This is a genomic window from Actinotignum schaalii FB123-CNA-2, from assembly GCF_000411135.1.
Taxonomy (GTDB): Bacteria; Actinomycetota; Actinomycetes; order Actinomycetales; family Actinomycetaceae; genus Actinotignum; species Actinotignum schaalii_A.
Genome location: NZ_KE150264.1, coordinates 23,857 through 42,306, shown reverse-complemented (window position 1 = coordinate 42,306; position 18,450 = coordinate 23,857). Strand labels below are relative to the sequence as shown.

The following is an 18,450-nucleotide window of genomic DNA, read 5'->3' as shown; positions in this document are numbered from 1 at the left end:
GTCAAGCTGGCGGGCCGGTACAGAAGCTATTCCTCGGGGGAAGGTTTCTACCGGCCCGTTAGTTTGCTTGAGATGGTTGCGCTAGCGACGGCAAAGCGAGCTCGATAAACATCGCTTCGAGGGCGAGCTGCGGGGCAACATTCGCGGCCAGACGCCGCCGCGCCCGCGCCACCGCATCCATGCGCGCCACCGAGAGTTCCGGGGTGGAGGCAGCCGCAGCCGCGATGATCTGTGTTTCAAAATCGGCATTAATGAGTTCGACGCCGGCATCAACCTGCACCGCTAGCACATCGCGATAGAGAGCCAGAACATCGAGCATGGCCCGGTCCAGATAGTCACGGTCCTCCCGCACCGCCCGCTTTTTTCGCTGTTCCTCAAAAGCGCGGATCTGAGCGCGCTGCGAGGCCGAACCGCTCTCCCGCTCCCCCAGGCCGATGCTCGCTCGGAATTCCGCGAGCTCGGTATCGGTTTCGGTATCAGCCGCCGCCTTCGCGCCCTTTTTCGAGGCGGTGCCAGAGTGCGCGGATTTCGAAGCAATATTTTTCGACGCCGCACCCGCGCTCGCCGGGTAGCGATCAAGGAGATGTTGGGCAGCGACCACCGCATCTGATGTTCCACCCAAATCGAGAGTTTCCCGCAGTAAAGCCGCGCGCTCTGCCGCAACCTGCGGATCACGAAGTAGTGCGCGAGCCCGCCCAATATGGCATTGAGCAATACGCGCGGTTGCGCGAGCTGTGCGCTCATCCACCTCGAATTCTCCGGCCAGGAGCTGGGCAACCGCCTCTACGCTCGGAACCTGGAGGGCCACGTGGCGGCACCGGGAACGAATGGTGGGGAGCATATCCTCGGGCGAGGCAGTAATCAGAATCCACACGGTATCGCGCGGCGGCTCCTCAATTGCTTTGAGAAGCACATTCGTGGTGCGTTCCAGCATGCGGTCCGCGTCTTCAATAATGATGATGCGCCGCCGGCCCACCGAGGGGAACGTATAGGAAGATGCCACCAGCAACCGGGTTTCTTCCACCGAAATTGTCACCGAGCGCGGATCCATCCGGATTACATCGGGATGGGTGCCGCCCAGCGTGGTGGTGCAGGCATGGCAGTGCCCGCAGCCGGGCACTGGGCCGGTGCATTGCACGGCAGCCGCGAAGGCCAGCGCGGCCACTGACCGACCCGATCCGGGCGGCCCGGTAACCAGCCATGCTTGAGCCATTGCCGCGCTGCTAATATCCGTCGTCGTACTAACATCCGGTGCCGTATTTAAATCCGCAGCCGTATCCGTATCCGACGCGGCCACCGCATCGGTACCGGCGCGCGCAGCAGCCGCGGCAACCGCCGGACCGCGCAGCTCCGGGTCATCGATCCGCGAGGCCCAGGCCGCTCGCTGCAGGAGCTCGGCAACCGGCCGCTGGCCAATAAGCGCATCGAAAACACTCATGAGGTTTCTCCCGCGGTTAGCTGAGGCGCACCGCGATCCGCCAAACCTTCCGGACCCTCCAGCAGAATTTCCACCCGCGCAATAATCTGCGCGGCAAGATCAGCAACGGTATCACGCGCGTTGAGCACCAGGTAGCGCTGCGGATTATCCGCCGCGAGCGCGAGGAAATTCTCGCGCACCGCCCGGTGGAACTCCCGGCCTTCCGCCTCGATGCGGTCGTAGTGGCCGTCATCCGCGCGCGCTAAGCCTTCGTTTTCCGGGATGTCGAGGAGCACGGTGAGATCCGGCCAGAGTTCTTCGGTAGCCCACTCGGATATCGCCCGGATTCCCCCGCCCAGATCACGCGCCCCACCCTGGTATGCCAGGGACGAATCAATATAGCGATCCGAGAGCACGACCGCCCCGGCCTCCAGACCCGGGCGAATAACGGAAGCGACGTGCTGGGCACGGTCCGCGGCGTACAGGAGGGCTTCGGCTCGCGGGCTGACGGCACCCCCGTGCAGGAGTAGCTCCCGAATTTGGGTGCCGAGCATGGTTCCCCCGGGCTCCCGGGTTTGCACAACGGTATACCCCCGCTTGGAGAGCGTCGCAGCAAGTAGCTGCAACTGGGTTGTTTTCCCAGCTCCATCCCCGCCTTCAAAGGTAATGAATGCCCCGCGCATTTATGCCTTCTCGGTGGTCGATCCGGTAGCGGATTTATTCGAGCTAGACTTTTTCGCCGTTGTTTTCTTCGCGGCGGGGGCCTTAGCCGTGCTCTTCTTCACCGTTGTACGCCGTTTTACCGGGCCCTTCGCGCGCCGATCCGCAAGCAGCTCGTAAGCGCGCTCGGGGGTAATATCCTCCACGGTATCGCCCTTGCGCAGGGACGCATTCGTTTTCCCGTCGGTCACGTACGGACCGAAACGGCCCTCCTTGAGCACCACCGGAGCTTCGGTCACCGGATCGGTCCCCAGCTCCTTGAGCGGGGGCTTAGTGGCTGCCTGCCCGCGGCGCCGCTTGGGCTGAGCCAGCAAGGCCTGCGCCTCTTCCAGGGTGATGGTGAAAATCTGCTCCTCGGTTTCCAACGAGCGAGTGTCTTTCCCGTGGGTAATATACGGTCCGTATCGCCCGTTCGTCGCGGTGATATCCACACCGTCCTCACCCTGCCCGATCACGCGCGGCAGGTGCAACAAACGCAGGGCCTCTTCCAGCGTGACAGTTTCCGGCTGCATGGATTTCAGCAACGAGGCCGTGCGCGGCTTCGGTGCCTTTTTGGAGATTTTCCCGGTGGGCGTGAGCGCAACTTCACCTTCGCGAATAATTTCAGTCACGTACGGCCCGAAACGTCCAGATTTTACGACGACGCGCCGCCCGGTTTCGGGATCCTCGCCCAGTTCACGCCCATCGGAGGATGCCTTCTCCAGGATGTCATGGGCGGCCTCAACCGTCATTTCATCGGGGGCCATGCCTGCCGGCACTGAGGCGCGCTTATCGGAACCTTCCACTTCCAGATAGGGCCCGTATTTTCCGTTGCGCAGGGTGATCCCCTCCCCGATTGGAGTGGAGTTAATGGCACGCGCATCAATATCGCCAAGGGATTCCACCCGCCCTTCCAGGCCCGGTTTATCGCCATCTCCCCGCCAGAATTTCGACAGGTAGGTCACCCGATCCCCGCTGCCCTCCGCAATTCGGTCGAGATCGGTTTCCATTTGCGCAGTGAAATCATAATCAACCAGGTCAGGGAGATTTTCTTCCAGGAGGCGCACCACGGAGAAAGCCGTCCAGGTAGGAACAAGCGCCTGACCGCGGTGCTCCACATACCCACGATCAGTAATAGTGGAAATCGTGGAAGCGTAGGTTGAGGGGCGCCCGATACCCAGTTCTTCCATCTTCTTCACCAGCGACGCTTCGGTATACCGCGGCGGAGGGAGAGTTTCGTGGCCGGTGGCCTGCGGGGCACTCACCGGCAGTTCCTCCCCTTCTTTCACATCCGGGAGCCGGGCGGCATCCGTGGCTTCGTAACGATTGGCATCCCGGCCTTCTTCGTATGCGGCTAGGAACCCGGGGAAAGTAATCACCGTTCCGGATGCGGAGAAGGTGGCGGTTTGTGCTCCGGCCGCACCACCGACCGGCACATCAATTTTTAGCGAAACCGTCTGCCCACGTGCGTCTTCCATCTGGGATGCAACGGTACGTTTCCAAATAAGTTCATAAAGTCGGAAATCGGCACCCGAGAGTTCACCGGCCACCATCTGCGGAGTGCGGAAATGGTCACCGGCCGGGCGGATAGCTTCGTGCGCTTCCTGCGCGCCCTTCGCCTTCTTACCGTAGAACCGTGGCTTTTCCGGCAAGCTAGCCTGCCCGTACAATTCCTTGATCTGGCTACGGGCCGCGCTAATTGCCTGCGCGGACAGGTTCGTGGAATCGGTACGCATGTAGGTGATATAGCCCGATTCGTACAGCGACTGGGCTATCCGCATCGTTTGACGCGAAGAGAGACGCAGTTTACGCCCGGCTTCCTGCTGCAAGGTTGAGGTAGTGAAGGGTGCGGCAGGACGACGGCGATACGGCTTTTCTTCCCGGCTGCGTACCGTGCCCCTCGCGCCTTCGAGTGTTTCCGCCAGCTGACCAGCCAGCTCAGCGTTGAGAGCCCGTACGCCTTCCTTAGTCGCCTTGGCGGATAGTGCGCCGTCGTCGCCAAAATCTTTACCGGAAGCAATCCGTGCGCCATCAAGAGAATGGAGGGCTGCTTCGAATTGTTCGGACGCACCGAAGGTGGCGGTCACGTCCCAGTACGATGCGGAAACGAAAGCCATGCGTTCGCGTTCGCGTTGCACAACCAGGCGAGTGGTGGCGGATTGGACGCGGCCGGCGGAAAGCCCCGCGGCGACCTTGCGCCACAGCAGGGGCGAGACTTCGTAACCGACCAACCGGTCGAGGATACGGCGCGATTCCTGGGCATCTACCAGCTGGGTATCGAGCGCGCGGGGTGTTTCCAGGGCACGGGAGATCGCTTCGGGAGTGATTTCGTGGAAAACCATCCGCGAGGTGGGAACTTTCGGCTTGAGCACCTCGTAGAGATGCCAGGCGATCGCTTCTCCCTCGCGGTCCTCATCGGTTGCCAGGAAGAGTTCGTCGGCGTTCTTCAAAGCTTTCTTCAGCTCGGCAACCGTTTTGTTCTTCCCGGCAGAAATAACGTAGTAGGGCGAGAAGTCACCGTCCACATCGACAGCGAAACGCCCGTAGGGCCCCTTCTTCATGTTGTCGGGTAGCTCCGAGGGCTGAGGCAGGTCTCGAATGTGCCCCACGGACGCCAGCACCTCGAAATCCTCACCCAGGTACCTGCCGATCGTGCGCGCCTTGGCGGGAGACTCCACGATAACCAGCTTCGTCACAACTGCATCCCTCACTACTCACGGCGTGACACGGCCACGCCTCCAACACATATTTTGTGCCCTGTTGTCACACGGTAGCACGCCCGCGGCGAAAACCGATGCTCGTCACGGGAGCTCTCTTGTTTATCGCCTAGTTCCCAGTTCCTGTTCCTTCGATCAAGAACCCGGTGGCGATGAGCTCGCGCACCGTCTCGAGGAGACGGGTTTGGACATCCGCGCTCTCCTCTCCGTAAATACGCGCAATCGCCTGACACAGGGCACCCACGCTCAACTCACCATCGCAGGCGCCCACGAAAGCCGCGACTTGGGAATCAGCCGGGAGGGTCTGCTGGAATCCGCCCGTGTGCGCGAGAATAATACGCAGCGGATCAGCCGCCCCGGGATCATAAAAACGATGTTCGATCACCTCGGTTCGGGTCAGTGTGCGCTGTGCTAATTCCTCATCGGGGGCAGCCACCAGGTGCCGGTTCTTCCAAACCCGCTGAATATGCTGGCGGATATCGCCCTGGGGGCGGCCCGGTATTTCCTCGGTGCGGATCATGGGTTCGCGAGCGGCAGCCGGGCGGGAGAGGATCCCGTATCCCAGACTGATCGCGCGTATCCCACGCTCAGCAAAATCATTGAGCCAGGCGCGATAGGCCTCCTCGTATCCGGTATCGCGCGGGCGCAAGCCACCATCCCGGAGCCACATCTCTACATAGTGAGCCGGATCGACCTCATCACGCGCAATAAACCAGGCATCGAGGCCCGCCACCCGGGCCCACACCTGCGGGTGGGTATCCCAGGAGCAGCCGTCTTCCACTTCCCAATTCCCCAAAATATAGGCAGTGCCGGTATCTGTGAGGTGGGCGGGAAGCGCGGAGATGAGTTCAGAGAGGAGTGTGTCCCCACCAAATCCACCGTCGCGATACTCGAAATCGACTTTTTGCCGGACGGCCGCGGGGGTGATAACAAAAGGTGGATTGGACACGATGGTGTCAAAACGCCCCTCCACCGGTTCGAAAAGAGAGCCGTGCAGTAGTTCTACCCGTACGGCCGCGAGCGCGATATTTAGGGCGGCGAATTGCAAAGCTCGCGCAGAAATATCGGTGGCAACCACCTCGCAGCCTTGCAGTGCGGCGCTAATGGCATGGATTCCGCATCCCGTTCCCACATCCAAAACCCGTCCCCCGCTATAGGTGACGATATTCGCGAGGGTGCGGGTGGCCCCACCCACCGGCATAACGTGGTGGGCTCCGGGTACCCGGCCCGCCAGTTCCCCAAAATCGGAGGAGATAAGCACCTCGGTACGGGTGATACGCCGGGTGCCCCTCCTAGTAATGTCTAGCGGAACGGGAACCACTTGGAAGCGGGCCCGATATCCCGGGTTGCTGACCGCGAGCAGGGCATCGCGCGTGACCCGATCCCCGAAGGTGGCGGGGAAGGCGCCCTCAAGTTCCTCCGCGCTTAAGGTATCGCCAAGAATAAGGAGGCGGACTTGGCAGGCCAGGATCTCCGCTTCGGTATGCGGCGCAGTGGCCTGGTGGCACACGTTTTCGCATGCGAGCAGCGCGGGAATGCGCTGTTCGCGGCGCATAGCAGCGGTGGCTTCCGGGCCGAGCAAGGTAGATATATGTGCGGTGGTATAGCCTGTGAGATCTTGACGTAACGTGGTGGCGAGGCGCTCGGGTGCGCCCGGGACAAAGAGCTCCATGCCATAACAGTAAACTGCCCGGCCGTGTTGAGGAAAGCCCCGGGTAGAGAAACGGGAGCTGGCGCGGCTTTCTTTGGCCCTCGACTCTACGGCTATCGGCTCCATAACTCTCAGTTCTTGGGCCTTCAGCGCCCCATCGGGCACACTACACATATGCGTCTCCTATCCGTTCTTGAAGAATCCGCCACCGTGGGACAGTTGGTAGCGCTGCGCAAACAAGATGCCCGCCCCGCGGGAGTAGCCGGGTGGCCCGCGTGGGTCAGCCCGCAGGTAATAAGCGCCTGCGCTAAACACGGCGTGCCACACCTGTGGGAGCATCAGGTCCGCGCCGCGAATCTCATTCACTCAGGTATCCACACGGTAGTGGCCACCGGGACCGGTTCGGGGAAATCTTTGGCGGCGTGGGTGCCGGCGCTCACCGAGATGCTGGGCCCGCGTAGCTCGACTAGTTTGGCGCGGGTAAGTGCTCCTCCCACCGTGCTTTATCTTTCCCCGACCAAGGCTTTGGCGGCAGACCAGTACACCTCGCTGCGGGCCCTGGCTCGAGATGTTGATTCCCGGATCACGGTGGCTACCGCGGACGGGGATGCCGACTCGGAGGAGAAGACTTTCGCGCGCGACCATGCCGATATCGTGCTGACCAACCCTGATTTCGTGCATCACGCGATGCTGCCCCAGAAAGACCGATGGCAGCGGATCTGGCGGGGGCTGCGGATGGTCGTCGTCGACGAATTTCATTCGTATAAGGGACTGTTCGGAGCGCACGTGGGCCATGTGGTGCGCCGGATTTTGCGGATCGCAGCACTGTATGGCAGCCGGCCCACCGTTGTTTTCCTCTCGGCAACTGCCGGAGAGCCGCAGGAAACTGCCACCAGATTTATCGGAACAGCTTTCGGACCCATTGAAGCGGTAACAGATGATGCCTCGCCGCGTGGCGAACGTACCATTGCTTTGTGGCAGTGTTCTCCTGTCGACGACGACGCGGCCGGCCACGTCCCTCCCGGGGAAGAACCGGGAGCCGCGGAAGATATCGCGCGCCGCTCGGCCACCGTGGAGGCGGCCGATCTCACCGCTCGTTTCGTGGCAGAAGGGGCGCGGGTTCTCACCTTCGTCCGTTCGCGGGCCGGAACCGAACGGGTGGCTGGGCTGACCCAAGAGTTTTTGCGCGAGGAACACAATCCGTTGGCCGAGGCGGTGGCGGCTTACCGCGGCGGATATCTTCCTGAAGAGCGCCGTGATTTGGAGCAACGATTGCGTTCTGGAGCATTGCGAGCCGTCGCAACAACCAATGCCCTGGAATTGGGGATTGATATTTCCGGGCTGGACGCGGTTATTCTCACCGGGTGGCCAGGCACCACCGCCTCTTTTAACCAGCAGGCAGGGCGCGCCGGACGGGCGGGAAGTTCCGGGCTGGCTGTCTTTATCGGAACTTCGAATCCTTTGGATCAGTATCTTCTGGCCCATCCGGATACGGTCTTGAGTGCGGGCGCGGAAGCCAGTGTTTTCGATCCGCTCAATCCGAATGTTTTGACCGGGCAAGTGTGCGCAGCCGCAGCCGAGTACCCGTTGCACGAAGCCGATGCGGCTATTTTCGGGCTCCCTGATACTTCGCTTTTCGACGAACTGAGCGCGCAGGGGCTCTTGCGCCGCCGCCCCGGCGGGTGGTTCTGGGGGCATGCGGGGATTAGCGCTCATGAGCTGGTGAACCTGCGCGGCGAGGCAAGCACCGTGTCCATTGTTGACGAAGAAAACGGGAATGTTCTGGGGACCGTGGATGCCACGCGAGCAGATACCACCGTGTACCCGGGGGCTATCTACATACATCAGGGTATTCCTTTCGATGTACAGACATGTGACGGTGAAGTGGCTATCGTGCGGCATCGGCTCCAGGATGATCTGCGCACCTTTGCCGCTGAAGAGACAACCGTGAAGATCCTCCGTTCGCGCTCCGGTACCGCAACCCGGCTCGGGACCTGGGCCTGGGGGGATGTAGAGGTATTCAATCGAGTCGTCGGATACCATCTGCGCCGGGCCCGCGATGGCATGTACCTCGGGTTTCACCCCATTACGCCGCGCGAGCGCAGTATGGAGACGTGCGGGACATGGTGGACGATGTCATCCCAGGACCTGAAGGCGCTCGGTATCCCTCCCGCGGATGTTCCCGGTGCTCTGCATGCCGCCGAGCATGCCGCAATCGGAATACTTCCCCTCTTTGCCATCTGCGACCGGTGGGATGTGGGAGGCCTGTCTACCGCGTACCACCCGGATACCGGAGCGGCCACCGTGATTATCCACGATGCTGCGGCCGGAGGTTCGGGATGTTCCGAACGGGGATATCGGGCCGGCCGGCAGTGGATCCGCGCCACGCGAGATGCCGTGGCCGGTTGCCCGTGCCAGAGCGGATGCCCGCGCTGCGTCCAATCACCGAAATGCGGTAATAACAATGATCCCCTGTGGAAAGAAGGCGCGGTACTGGTGCTCAGTGCCTTGAGTTGTGCCCTCGATGAGCTGGAAGTCGCGGAGTCGGAGCCGTGACCTCGCTCAATAGGACCCGCCCGCGATGTTACTCGGACCGTTACTGGCACCGCGCGAGCCCGGGTACGTAGCCGAATCAAAAATACTTCTTCGGTTTCGCTGCATTCTTCGACGATTGAGCCATCGCGCTGCGCGCTACGCTCGCTTTTAGTGCAGGCTTCGGTTAGTGACCAGCCCTGGTTAATCACCCGCTCGGCTGTTTGCAGGGCAATAACATCTGCCGTGGCACGAGCGTCCATTCGCGCGATTACCACGGTGCAGGCGGTGAGCACCGCTCCGGTCAGCCCCAGCACAAGGGCTATCACCCCTAGCGCGAGCACCGTCCCCGCGCCCCGCTCAGAGGCCCGACGCGGAACCCGGGACCGGGTCGGGAATAAATCCCAGTGCCGGACCCGGGACGGATCCCGGTGCCGGGCGCGGCTTTCCCTTCGACACATGAGATAGAACTGGCGCCATTCGCGCCAGCTATCCCGCCATGAGACTCTCACGTTCCCAGCACTCCCGGTTCCAGATCTACAGAAGTGCTTGCTTCCATAGTGATACCCAGGGCCCGCAACGGACCGATTGCCTGGGCACGCACTACCACGTTCACGTGGTCTTCCGCGCGTTGCAGGTACAACTTGGCCCGCGGTGGGAGTTCGCGAGTGCGCAAGACCTCTTCACTTTCCCCGCGCGCGGCAAGGACCGCAATATCGTGGGAGGCGCTGCGCAAGGAAATGTATTGGGCCCCGGCGCTCAGCGCCCCAAGCGCGAGCAATAAAATAATGAGTACGCTAACAATCCCGAGGGCCACTTCTACCGTGACCATGCCCGCTTCCCGGTTCTCCACGCCGTAAGGCCGGCGCAGAATGCGGGAGAGTTTGCGGGAACGGATCTCCCGGCGCCGGCAAGCGCAGGGAATTGCTATATGCCCGCGCGCCTCAATGACCTCATGGCATTGCGCACATAAACGCCGGCGTTCCCGGAATCTGTGGGACCGGTGGGTCCGCTGAGCTGGCTGGCTGGCTAGAAGTGCGCCCGCACCGGCCGTGCCCCGCGGCAAAGAAGGTAACTCCTGGCATTGCTCGGAGGAATGCTTCGATATCATGACGGGCCTTTCTCTTTTCTGTGAAGCCGTGGGCCTCCCACCGGGGCCGATGGGAACCTGGACTTCGGTTTAGGCGATATTGAGTCCGCGCCGGAAAATCCCGGCGATCAGCTCACGCATCCAATCCTGCTGGGAGAGCCAGTAGAGGATGCCGGCGATAGCACAAGCGCCGAGCGTTCCGACAGCGTATTCGGTGGTGGTCATGCCCGCTTCCGGATGGGATTTTCCCTCCAGGAAAGTGCTGCCCGGGTGGGTGGGGAGAGTTGATCTAACGGGGCTGAGTGCCGTGGTCATAATGTTGCCTTTCTTATCTGTAACGAGCTGTGCCGTGCCCATGGGCGGATGTGGTTGCCGGACCCCGCTGCCCGCATCCCAGGGCTGGGCTAGGGGCTGCTCGGAACGTGCTAGGTCCGGCTCTGCTAGTCTCCCGCGCCGCACGCACTCCCGCATCCGCCGCCCACACGCCTGTGGATAATCGTCCCGTATGAGCGTTCTGGGGATACAAGGGGATAAAGCAGGAACGAGCGTGGCGCGGCGTCGCAATCTAGCTTCGTTCACACGGTTTCCTTGAGCCGCCTTCGTTCACACGGCTGTTATTGGAAAAGACCGGCGGCTGCGCCACCCACCGCTGGAACAATTCCCACGAGAATAAATGCTGGTAGGAAACACACGCCTAAAGGCACCACAAGGCTATTGCCGAGTTCGGCCGCCGCGCGGCGCGCTTCTCTAGAACGACGACGCCGGTAGCTGCGAGCGGCCGTGCCAAGCAGGGTGAGTGGGGCTACCCCGTTCTCCCAAGCTGGCTGGAGGGCCTCGCGCAGCAGGTGGGCGCGTGGGTGTATTCCATCCCACGCCTCGGCCCAAGGTGCGCCCAGCAGGAGAAGCTGCGCCGTCGTACCTATATCGAGACGGGCGTATTCTTCCGCGACGGCGAAAGATACTGCTTCGAGTGCAGCCGGAAGTGAGGCACCGGAGGAGAGAGCCACCCGCGCGAGGTCGGCCAAAAACGCCGGATCGGAGGGAGGCAGGCGCCGCCCGGATCGATGCGCCGCACTCGACCGGAACGGGGAATCCCGCCTGACCGAACCCCGCCCGGCAGCGGGCATCCACACCCGGGCGAGAAGAAGAACCAGAAGGCACAGGATCAGCCCCATTGCTCTGCTTTCCTGACCAGGCGACGCATCCATACGATACCGGCCACCTCGCAGATAAGCGCCAAAGCAAAGCAGCATCGCCCGATCGGGGTTCCAACGAGGAAAATGACGGGATTACCTCCAAAAAACGAGCCGAGGAGCATGCCGAAAAGGGGCATGGCGGCGAGCATTTTCACGGCTGACCGCGGCCCGGCTAAGGCAATGCGGCGCTCACCTAGCGCATCGCTGGATTCGGAGAGCGCCGCCGCGCAGTTCTCGAGAATGCGAGCTGCCGATGCTCCGGTGTGGTGAGTGAGCCGACACACTGCAATGAGCGCGGGAATGCCGAGGAGGCCGCGGGCCCGGCGCGGATTACGGGGCGCCCGCTCCCATAACTCTCGGAGAAGTAGGGGAACTCCGACCTCGTCGATCTGGCCGGCATGGTCACCTCTCATCTCACTCGCAGCACCGGCCCCTGAGCTGTCCGCGCTCTGCTTAAAACGGGCGAGCGCGGTGAGCCAAGCGCGGCGGTGATCAGCGCCCGAATCAATGCGGGCCGCGACTTCCACCGCGAGCAGGCCGGCGTCAAAACTGGGCGGGGAATCACGCTTGCGCCGGCTCCGCGGCACGCGCTGACCACGCCTGCCACGCCCACCACGCCTGCCACGCCCATCACAGCTGTCACGGCTGGCTATTTCGCTTCTCGGGAAGAAGATTGAGCGGAAGGTCATCTTGCCGGCACGATCCCAAGGAGCGCCAGCATACGTGCATACGCCCAGAAGAATGCCGAGCACCACCAGAATTACCATGTCACCTCCAGTCCTAAACGCGAACCCAGGGTGGCCCACCCGGGTCCGGCGTGGATAGTGCCATCGGCACCCACCTCCAAGGCATCCGGGGCTTCAAGAATGCCATTGTGGCTGCGGAGGATAGCCACGCGGGTGATGCGCCGGAGTGGCCCGTGGCGTTCAATGGAAATAATGGCGTCGAGGGCCGCGACCGCCTGTGCGGCGACCACCGCGGCAGACATTCCTGCCAATGCGCCGAGAGCCACGAGCCGGGCGGGAACATCACGCGCCGAATTGGCATGGATGGTCGCCCATCCTCCTTCGTGCCCGGTATTGAGCGCGGTAAGTACCTCACGCACTTCTTCTCCTCGGCATTCCCCCACCACGATCCGATCCGGGCGCATCCGCAAGGCGGCCCGCACCAATTGGCTCATGGTAATTTCACCGTGGCCTTCCACATTGGGGCGGCGAATTTGCAGGTGCAACACATGCGGATGCGCGGGCCGCAATTCTGAAGCTTCCTCAATAATGATGAGCCGTTCGGTGGCCGGTACGCAGCTGAGCAGAGAGGCTAATAATGTGGTTTTCCCCGATCCGGTAGCACCCGCGACCATGACGTTAGCGCGCTGCTCCACCAGGGCTCGCAACACCGGCATAAGCGCTGCGGGGAATGTGCCCGCATCCTGAAGCTCGGCGAGCGTAAAGGTGCGGGCCCGTTGAGTACGCAGCGAGATCGCAGCTCCTTCCGCGGCCAGCGGAGCCAGGACCGCATGCAAGCGCGTTCCATTGGAGAAGGTGCCATCGGCAATAGGCGCGGCGTCGTCCAAACGCTGGCCAGCGCCGGCAGCTAAACGTACCGCGAGTGCGCGTACTTCCCCAGGATCGACCAGCAAGGCGCTCAAGGGTTCGTCGCGTTCCAGTCCATTTCCGCGATCCAGCCACACCCCGGTACCGCCGTTGATCAAAATATCGGTGACGGAGGGGTCTTCAATCACGCGCCGCAGCTGCGGGCCCCAGCCGCGGGCCACCGCGTTGATATCCCGTGCCGCTCCCAGCACGTTTTTTATTCCAACGGCGTGCGGCGCCACGGTGGCGAGCACCCCGGGCACGCTGATGCCGCGGGCTAGCTCCCGGCGGGTACGAGCCAAGTTCCCGCGGGAACGGGCCAGATTTAGTTCCCCCGTGCTATCCATCGATTCACCCCTGAGCCACCGCCCAGAACCTCATCGAGATGCGCGGCGAGCTGCGTAACGTCACGCGCGGTCCCGGACCGGCGCTGTTCACCCACAACAACGCCGTGCGCGAGGTCCTCATCCAAACCGCGCAGGCGCCGCACGGGAATCACCTTCTGGCCGATATCCACACCGAAGGCCTGCGCCTCTACTTTGTGAGTGCATCGCGCTGCGATCACCACTGGAGTGCTCTCCCCCACATCACGAAGGATTCTGGGGAGGGCCCGGGCATCGCGGCCAGTCACCTCGGTAACGAGCACCACCACATCGCACCAGGCCCGCCAACGTGCCGGCTCGCTCCCAAGCAGCAAGGAGCTGCGTGGGAGATCAACGTAGGTGGTGTCGCTAGCTTGGGAAAGCGCATCGATGGCATGTGGAACCGCGTCCCCACCCGCGGGCGCTCCGCCGCGCACATCCGCGCTGAGGAGACTCAGTTGCCCGCGTGCCGGCAGGGCCGCCCGGAGCCGTTGCGGGATGAGCATGCCTTCCGCGTGGGCAATATCAGCCCAGCGCGCCCCGCGTTTTTCCTGAAACCCCATGAGGAGTTCAAGCCCGGCTGAGAGCGGATCCGCATCCACCACGGCAGTGCGCGTGATACTCAGCGACGCAAGCCAGGCCGTCAGCATCGATACCCCTATCCCGCCACGTACCCCGGCGATCCCAATAATGCGCCCGCGCCGAGTTTGCCCGGCCGCCAAAACTAGTTCGAGCAGGTCTTCTGCTTGGCGTGGAAGCTCCACGACTACCGATCCGCGCGGAAAATAATTGGCGAGGACCGGGTGGAAACGCGCGCGGACCGTGGGCAGGGCCGCCGAGATTTCCTCTAATTCAAGTATGGCCGGCGGCGCAGCTACCCCCGGTGATCCACGCGCCACCTGTATTCCGGCCAGTTCCGTAACGGCTTCCACCTCCCGCATCGCCTCCTCATGCTGGTAGGTCAGGGAGACGAGTTCGCGGGGGACGGCGGAAATGAGCGGTGCCGGCGACGCACCAGCAGGGACAGAAACGCTGGAAACAGGAGCGCCAGACGCGGAAACGCCAGGAGATAAACCACGGGAAGAAGTCATACCTCGAGCGTGCCTCGCTTGGGGCCCCACCGCAGCCGAGTATCGCTCCGCTGTGGATAACCACCTACACGAACGAATCTGTGGATACGCAACTCCCGATTTGTGACGCGCGACCGGATTCGTAACGCCTCATCCGTTTTGTGATACATCGCCCGGTTTATGGCACACCGCTGAAATTCTCCACATCCGCGTGATTTCTGGCATATCTTTGAGGAAGAACTATCAAGGGAGGACCCATGTCTACGCCAAATGACCCGTACAATACCGCGTCGCGCCGGCCACTGGATGATGACGATATTCTCGAGCCCATTGCCGAGGACCATCTCGCGGACCAAGAAACCGCTTACCTCCCCGCCACGCAGCCTCCCGCTTCCGCCCCCGTTTTTTCTCACGACGACGCTCCGCTCCCGCCGGCTTATCCCGCAGCAGAAACCACCAGCGAGTCCTCCCCTCTGAGTGATTCCGCTCCGGCGAGCGCCGCCGCGAACGAACCCGAAGGCGAAGCCGCTGACCGGCCCGAGCCCGCACCCGAATCCGCGAAGCAGGCAGCCCCGGCTCAGTCCGCTCCGGAACAATCCGGGGCCGAACAGGCAGCCGACGAAGAACTCGCTGAAACCACCTCGGCGGCGGCAATCACTCCCGCGGAGGCACCCGTTCCCGTCAACACCACTACCCTTGGGGAAAGCACCGGGCCCACCACTCCAGAAGCGCCCGCACCGGAGGAGACAACGCCCGCGCCGGCCGCGCCGCGTCGTCGTTCCGTTTCTGAATCACTGGCAGCAGGCACGTTCGATGAGAGCTACCACACGGAAACCTCCGCAGCTCCGGACCGCGAATACGCAAACCTCGCGCAGGCAGCCGGCGTAACCGCAACCGTTCCGGCAGCGTCCGCGGGCCCGGAAGTCACCGCCACCGCGGCTGTTGATCCCTACGCGGGGGCGGGCACGGATCCTTACGTATCCGGGGAAGCGACCGCAACCGCGCTCTATCCGCAGGCCGGCGAACCCGCCGCAGAGCCCACCACAGCCCCCGCCGCGGGGCTTGACGGCCCGGTCTTCCCGGCCGTGCGCGAGGAAAGCTTGGAAGATCAGCGCACCTGGGCGGATATTGCCGAAATGGAGCCGATTCCGGATGCCCCGAAGGGGCGGGTGTGGACCCATATCTGGACCTCGGTGGTCACGTTGCTCCTGCTCCCCCTGACCTGGTATCTCATTTCGGACGCGGTGGCACGCCTGCACCTGGCCCGCCCCGTCGCGCTGGAAACAGCCCCGGTCAATTGGGCGGCGCTGGCGGAACTGGCCGGCGGCATCGCCCTGCTCGTCGTTATCGCGCTGCTCGCGCGCCTCTCCTCCCTGGGCACGCAGCTGTGGGGCTGGATCCTGGTCGTTGCGGGTCTCGCGGGGCTCGTGATTCCCAATGTGGCGCTGCGCGGGGTGCACTGGGTGGATTCCCTCATCGGCGGCTACAAGCCGGTCACGGATAATATCGTGCACCATTTCGCCTACGATCTTGCTTTCGGTGGATTCATCCTGCTGGGCGCCGCCCTGGCGACCATCGGATTCGCGGCGCACGGGGCGCGCTCCCTCGGTTCGCGGCGCGCGCGGGCTTTCACGGTGCGCGAATACCGCCTCCCCGAGGATGAAGCATAAAAAGCCGGAGCGTCGAAAAGCCCGAGCGCATAAACCCAACGTCTACAAAGCCGGAACGTAACAAGGTGCCGCATGAGCTCACTTCCCGCCGATAATTCCTGCGTCTGGATCCCCGGACCGTGGGAGCATCGCCTCGTGACCGCCAACGGTGCGCAATTCCACCTGGCCTACGCCGGGAGCCACTCAACCCGTACCCCGCTGGTGCTGTTCGTGCATAGCTACCCGGAATACTGGTATGCCTGGCGCCACCAGATAGAACCCGTGGCGCGGGCCGGTTACGAAGTTGCGGCCGTAGACCTGCGCGGGGTGGGTGGAAGCGATAAAACTCCCTCGGTGCAATCTGGGCCCGAACTGGCCCAGGACCTTATTTCGCTCACCGAATCCCTGGGGGCAAGTTCTGCGGTGATCGTGGCGGCCGGTTCCAATGCGGCGCTCGGGTGGGCGGCGGCGGCGATGGCCCCCGATATTATTACCGGACTCGTGACGGTAGCCAGCCCGCACCCGCTCGGGCTGCGCCATTTGGGGCGCGGTATTCGCCCGCGAGGTCTGCTCGGTTTGCTGACGTCGCGGCTGGGGAACCGCTCTCCGCGCGCGCTCGGGGACGTGCGCAAGATGCGCCGTTTGCTCCTGGAATGGTCCGCCCCGCACAGCCACGGTGCGGCAGGGGAGGCCGAACAGTACGCCGCTGCGATGCGCCTCCCGGAAGCCGCGACAAGCGCGGTGGAACAATTACGCTGGACCGCCACGTGGCGGCGCCGCCCCTCCGGGAAAGCCTGGCGCGATATCCTTTCCACTCCCGTGGACGCGCCTGTCTGGGCGGTGCGTGGCCTTGCTGATCGCATGATTACTGAACGGGCCTGGGCTGATGACCGTTCTTTCGCCACCGGCTCCTACCGGCTCATCGCCGTGCCGGGCGCCGGGCATTTCATCCCTGAAGAGTCCCCGCGTGAATTCACGAATATCGTGCTGGATTTCCTTTCCCAGCTCGAGAGGTCCGCACGGCGGTAGGCCGCCGCTAGACATATACAGCCCAGGTATGAGACATTTTCCGTGAATAATGGCAAAATGTGACATGAGACTACTTCAGGAATATTCTGAGTACATCGGAGGAAGGCTAGAGATGGATACCAGCGTTTTACGAACCGTGCCCCTTTTCAAGGACATGGATGAGGAAAGTCTCGCCGCTCTCGGCGCGATGATGAGCGATACCTCCCTTAAGCGGGGCGAATCGCTTTTCCACGAAGGCGACCAGGGTGATCGCCTTTATATTGTCACCGATGGCAAGGTGAAGCTCAGTCACACGTCTGATGACGGGCGCGAAAACCTGCTCGCCGTTCTCGGCCCCGGGGAAATCATCGGTGAACTTTCGCTCTTTGACCTGGGGGCTCGTTCCTCTACCGTCACCGCTATTGCGCCGACGCATCTGCTTTCCCTCGCGCATCGCGATATGAAGAATTTCATCGAGGAACATCCCACCCTCGCCATGTCGATGCTCCGTGAAATGGCGCGTCGCCTGCGCAATACTAATGAGAATCTTGCTGACCTGGTGTTCTCCGATGTTCCCGGCCGTGTGGCGAAGGCGCTGCTCGACCTGGCCAATCGTTTCGGCGAACGCACTCCCGAAGGCATGTACGTTGCGCACGATCTCACGCAGGAAGAACTCGCGCATCTCGTGGGAGCTTCGCGTGAAACGGTTAATAAGTCTCTCGCTGATTTCGTCTCCCGCGGGTGGATTCGGCTCGAAGGCCGCGCCGTGCTACTCCTGGAGATTGGCCGGTTGCAGCGCCGCGCCCACTAGTCTCTACTTTTAATACTCACGTTCAACGCGTCACGCGGGTGGCCGGACTCTTTCGAGGGTTTCGGTCGCCCGCGTTCGCGTTCCTACCGGGCACGTTTCCTCACGTTGTAGCACGATGCCGTCACTGGAGCGCGGCGCAGTTGGTGCGACGGTGTAGTTGGTGCGACGCCGCAGCCGCGTTTCCGTGCTGTTCCGCTCATTGCGGCGCCGCACTTCCGGTACGACGGCGCAGCGGTCGGCCATCACGTACCTCAGCAGTCACACCAGCACCTGGCGAGCGGGCATGTGTTCTCAGAGCTGTACTTCGCATGTGCGACATCCGCAGTACACCCCGGAAAAACAACCCGCCCGGGAAAGATGCCCGGAAACTACGATTCCTGCAAGCCCAAAACACGAAAAATCCCGCGTCACAGGCGGACCTATGACGCGGGACATCACAATGGTCGGGGTAGCGGTGTCTAGTTTCATGACATATGTCCATCCCACCCCACCACAACCTAAACACGCATGTCCCACGACATAAGTCCACGCATGTCCCACGACATACGTCCACACTCAAAACAGCAAAATGAGACATGACGTTCTCAAGAAACCGTGCCCTCGTCCTAGCAATCACCCAGGGCAACATGGACATCACCCAAGCCAGCCAACAGTTC

At 62.6% G+C, this 18,450-nt stretch carries 14 protein-coding genes; 4 read left to right on the top strand and 10 right to left on the bottom strand.

Annotated elements, in window-relative coordinates; all coding sequences use genetic code 11:
• Positions 1-58: 58 nt before the first annotated feature.
• The 4 genes from HMPREF9237_RS08460 to HMPREF9237_RS08445 form a co-directional block, all read right to left on the bottom strand.
• Positions 59-1,438 (bottom strand): DNA polymerase III subunit delta', encoded by a 1,380-nt coding sequence (locus HMPREF9237_RS08460; protein WP_016443331.1) that lies wholly within the window; start codon positions 1,436-1,438, stop codon positions 59-61.
• Positions 1,435-2,100 carry a dTMP kinase gene (gene tmk, locus HMPREF9237_RS08455; RefSeq protein ID WP_016443330.1) on the bottom strand — a complete coding sequence of 222 codons (666 nt, stop codon included), beginning with the start codon at positions 2,098-2,100 and terminating at the stop codon, positions 1,435-1,437. Before tmk ends, HMPREF9237_RS08460 begins: the two co-directional genes overlap by 4 nt.
• Positions 2,101-4,812: a type I DNA topoisomerase gene (topA, locus tag HMPREF9237_RS08450; RefSeq protein ID WP_016443329.1), complete on the bottom strand. Its 2,712-nt coding sequence runs from the start codon at positions 4,810-4,812 to the stop codon at positions 2,101-2,103. It lies immediately after the preceding gene.
• A 130-nt stretch (positions 4,813-4,942) separates the two neighbouring features.
• Positions 4,943-6,505 carry a DUF7059 domain-containing protein gene (locus tag HMPREF9237_RS08445; RefSeq protein WP_039899266.1) on the bottom strand — a complete coding sequence of 521 codons (1,563 nt, stop codon included), beginning with the start codon at positions 6,503-6,505 and terminating at the stop codon, positions 4,943-4,945.
• A gap of 153 nt (positions 6,506-6,658) precedes the next feature.
• Here HMPREF9237_RS08445 and HMPREF9237_RS08440 point away from each other — a divergent pair, with 153 nt between their 5' ends.
• Positions 6,659-9,040 carry a DEAD/DEAH box helicase gene (locus HMPREF9237_RS08440; RefSeq protein ID WP_016443327.1) on the top strand — a complete coding sequence of 794 codons (2,382 nt, stop codon included), beginning with the start codon at positions 6,659-6,661 and terminating at the stop codon, positions 9,038-9,040.
• A 484-nt stretch (positions 9,041-9,524) separates the two neighbouring features.
• Here the strand turns inward: HMPREF9237_RS08440 and HMPREF9237_RS09540 are convergent, their stop codons facing one another.
• From HMPREF9237_RS09540 to HMPREF9237_RS09080, 6 genes are all read right to left on the bottom strand, one after another.
• Positions 9,525-10,127 carry a TadE family type IV pilus minor pilin gene (locus tag HMPREF9237_RS09540; protein WP_155876050.1) on the bottom strand — a complete coding sequence of 201 codons (603 nt, stop codon included), beginning with the start codon at positions 10,125-10,127 and terminating at the stop codon, positions 9,525-9,527.
• A gap of 69 nt (positions 10,128-10,196) precedes the next feature.
• The gene (locus HMPREF9237_RS08430) at positions 10,197-10,421 is read right to left on the bottom strand and encodes a DUF4244 domain-containing protein (protein ID WP_039899261.1); all 225 of its coding nucleotides are present in this window, start codon (positions 10,419-10,421) and stop codon (positions 10,197-10,199) included.
• Positions 10,422-10,720: 299 nt separating this feature from the next.
• Positions 10,721-11,281 carry a type II secretion system F family protein gene (locus HMPREF9237_RS08425; protein ID WP_016443324.1) on the bottom strand — a complete coding sequence of 187 codons (561 nt, stop codon included), beginning with the start codon at positions 11,279-11,281 and terminating at the stop codon, positions 10,721-10,723.
• Positions 11,272-11,889 carry a type II secretion system F family protein gene (locus HMPREF9237_RS08420; protein WP_039899259.1) on the bottom strand — a complete coding sequence of 206 codons (618 nt, stop codon included), beginning with the start codon at positions 11,887-11,889 and terminating at the stop codon, positions 11,272-11,274. Before HMPREF9237_RS08420 ends, HMPREF9237_RS08425 begins: the two co-directional genes overlap by 10 nt.
• Before the next feature lie 173 nt (positions 11,890-12,062).
• Positions 12,063-13,241 (bottom strand): TadA family conjugal transfer-associated ATPase, encoded by a 1,179-nt coding sequence (locus tag HMPREF9237_RS08415; RefSeq protein WP_016443322.1) that lies wholly within the window; start codon positions 13,239-13,241, stop codon positions 12,063-12,065.
• Positions 13,220-14,347, bottom strand: a complete 1,128-nt coding sequence (locus HMPREF9237_RS09080; protein WP_155876048.1) for a hypothetical protein — start codon at positions 14,345-14,347, stop codon at positions 13,220-13,222. Before HMPREF9237_RS09080 ends, HMPREF9237_RS08415 begins: the two co-directional genes overlap by 22 nt.
• 236 nt (positions 14,348-14,583) lie before the next feature.
• Here HMPREF9237_RS09080 and HMPREF9237_RS08400 point away from each other — a divergent pair, with 236 nt between their 5' ends.
• From HMPREF9237_RS08400 to HMPREF9237_RS08390, 3 genes are all read left to right on the top strand, one after another.
• Positions 14,584-15,996 (top strand): hypothetical protein, encoded by a 1,413-nt coding sequence (locus HMPREF9237_RS08400; RefSeq protein ID WP_016443320.1) that lies wholly within the window; start codon positions 14,584-14,586, stop codon positions 15,994-15,996.
• Between the two features lie 72 nt (positions 15,997-16,068).
• Positions 16,069-17,004, top strand: coding sequence for an alpha/beta fold hydrolase (locus tag HMPREF9237_RS08395; RefSeq protein ID WP_016443319.1), 936 nt, complete (start codon positions 16,069-16,071; stop codon positions 17,002-17,004).
• A 112-nt stretch (positions 17,005-17,116) separates the two neighbouring features.
• Complete coding sequence (locus HMPREF9237_RS08390; RefSeq protein ID WP_016443318.1) at positions 17,117-17,794, top strand: Crp/Fnr family transcriptional regulator; 678 nt, start codon at positions 17,117-17,119, stop codon at positions 17,792-17,794.
• The last annotated feature ends 656 nt before the right edge of the window (positions 17,795-18,450 follow it).

Bases quoted from the DNA above. Each gene is read 5' to 3' on its own strand.
- HMPREF9237_RS08460 (WP_016443331.1), bottom strand. From the start codon at position 1,438: ATGAGTGTTTTCGATGCGCTTATTGGCCAGCGGCCGGTTGCCGAGCTC.
- tmk (WP_016443330.1), bottom strand. From the start codon at position 2,100: ATGCGCGGGGCATTCATTACCTTTGAAGGCGGGGATGGAGCTGGGAAA.
- HMPREF9237_RS08445 (WP_039899266.1), bottom strand. From the start codon at position 6,505: ATGGAGCTCTTTGTCCCGGGCGCACCCGAGCGCCTCGCCACCACGTTA.
- HMPREF9237_RS08440 (WP_016443327.1), top strand. From the start codon at position 6,659: ATGCGTCTCCTATCCGTTCTTGAAGAATCCGCCACCGTGGGACAGTTG.
- HMPREF9237_RS09540 (WP_155876050.1), bottom strand. From the start codon at position 10,127: ATGATATCGAAGCATTCCTCCGAGCAATGCCAGGAGTTACCTTCTTTG.
- HMPREF9237_RS08430 (WP_039899261.1), bottom strand. From the start codon at position 10,421: ATGACCACGGCACTCAGCCCCGTTAGATCAACTCTCCCCACCCACCCG.
- HMPREF9237_RS08425 (WP_016443324.1), bottom strand. From the start codon at position 11,281: ATGGGGCTGATCCTGTGCCTTCTGGTTCTTCTTCTCGCCCGGGTGTGG.
- HMPREF9237_RS08415 (WP_016443322.1), bottom strand. From the start codon at position 13,241: ATGGATAGCACGGGGGAACTAAATCTGGCCCGTTCCCGCGGGAACTTG.
- HMPREF9237_RS09080 (WP_155876048.1), bottom strand. From the start codon at position 14,347: ATGACTTCTTCCCGTGGTTTATCTCCTGGCGTTTCCGCGTCTGGCGCT.
- HMPREF9237_RS08400 (WP_016443320.1), top strand. From the start codon at position 14,584: ATGTCTACGCCAAATGACCCGTACAATACCGCGTCGCGCCGGCCACTG.
- HMPREF9237_RS08395 (WP_016443319.1), top strand. From the start codon at position 16,069: ATGAGCTCACTTCCCGCCGATAATTCCTGCGTCTGGATCCCCGGACCG.
- HMPREF9237_RS08390 (WP_016443318.1), top strand. From the start codon at position 17,117: ATGGATACCAGCGTTTTACGAACCGTGCCCCTTTTCAAGGACATGGAT.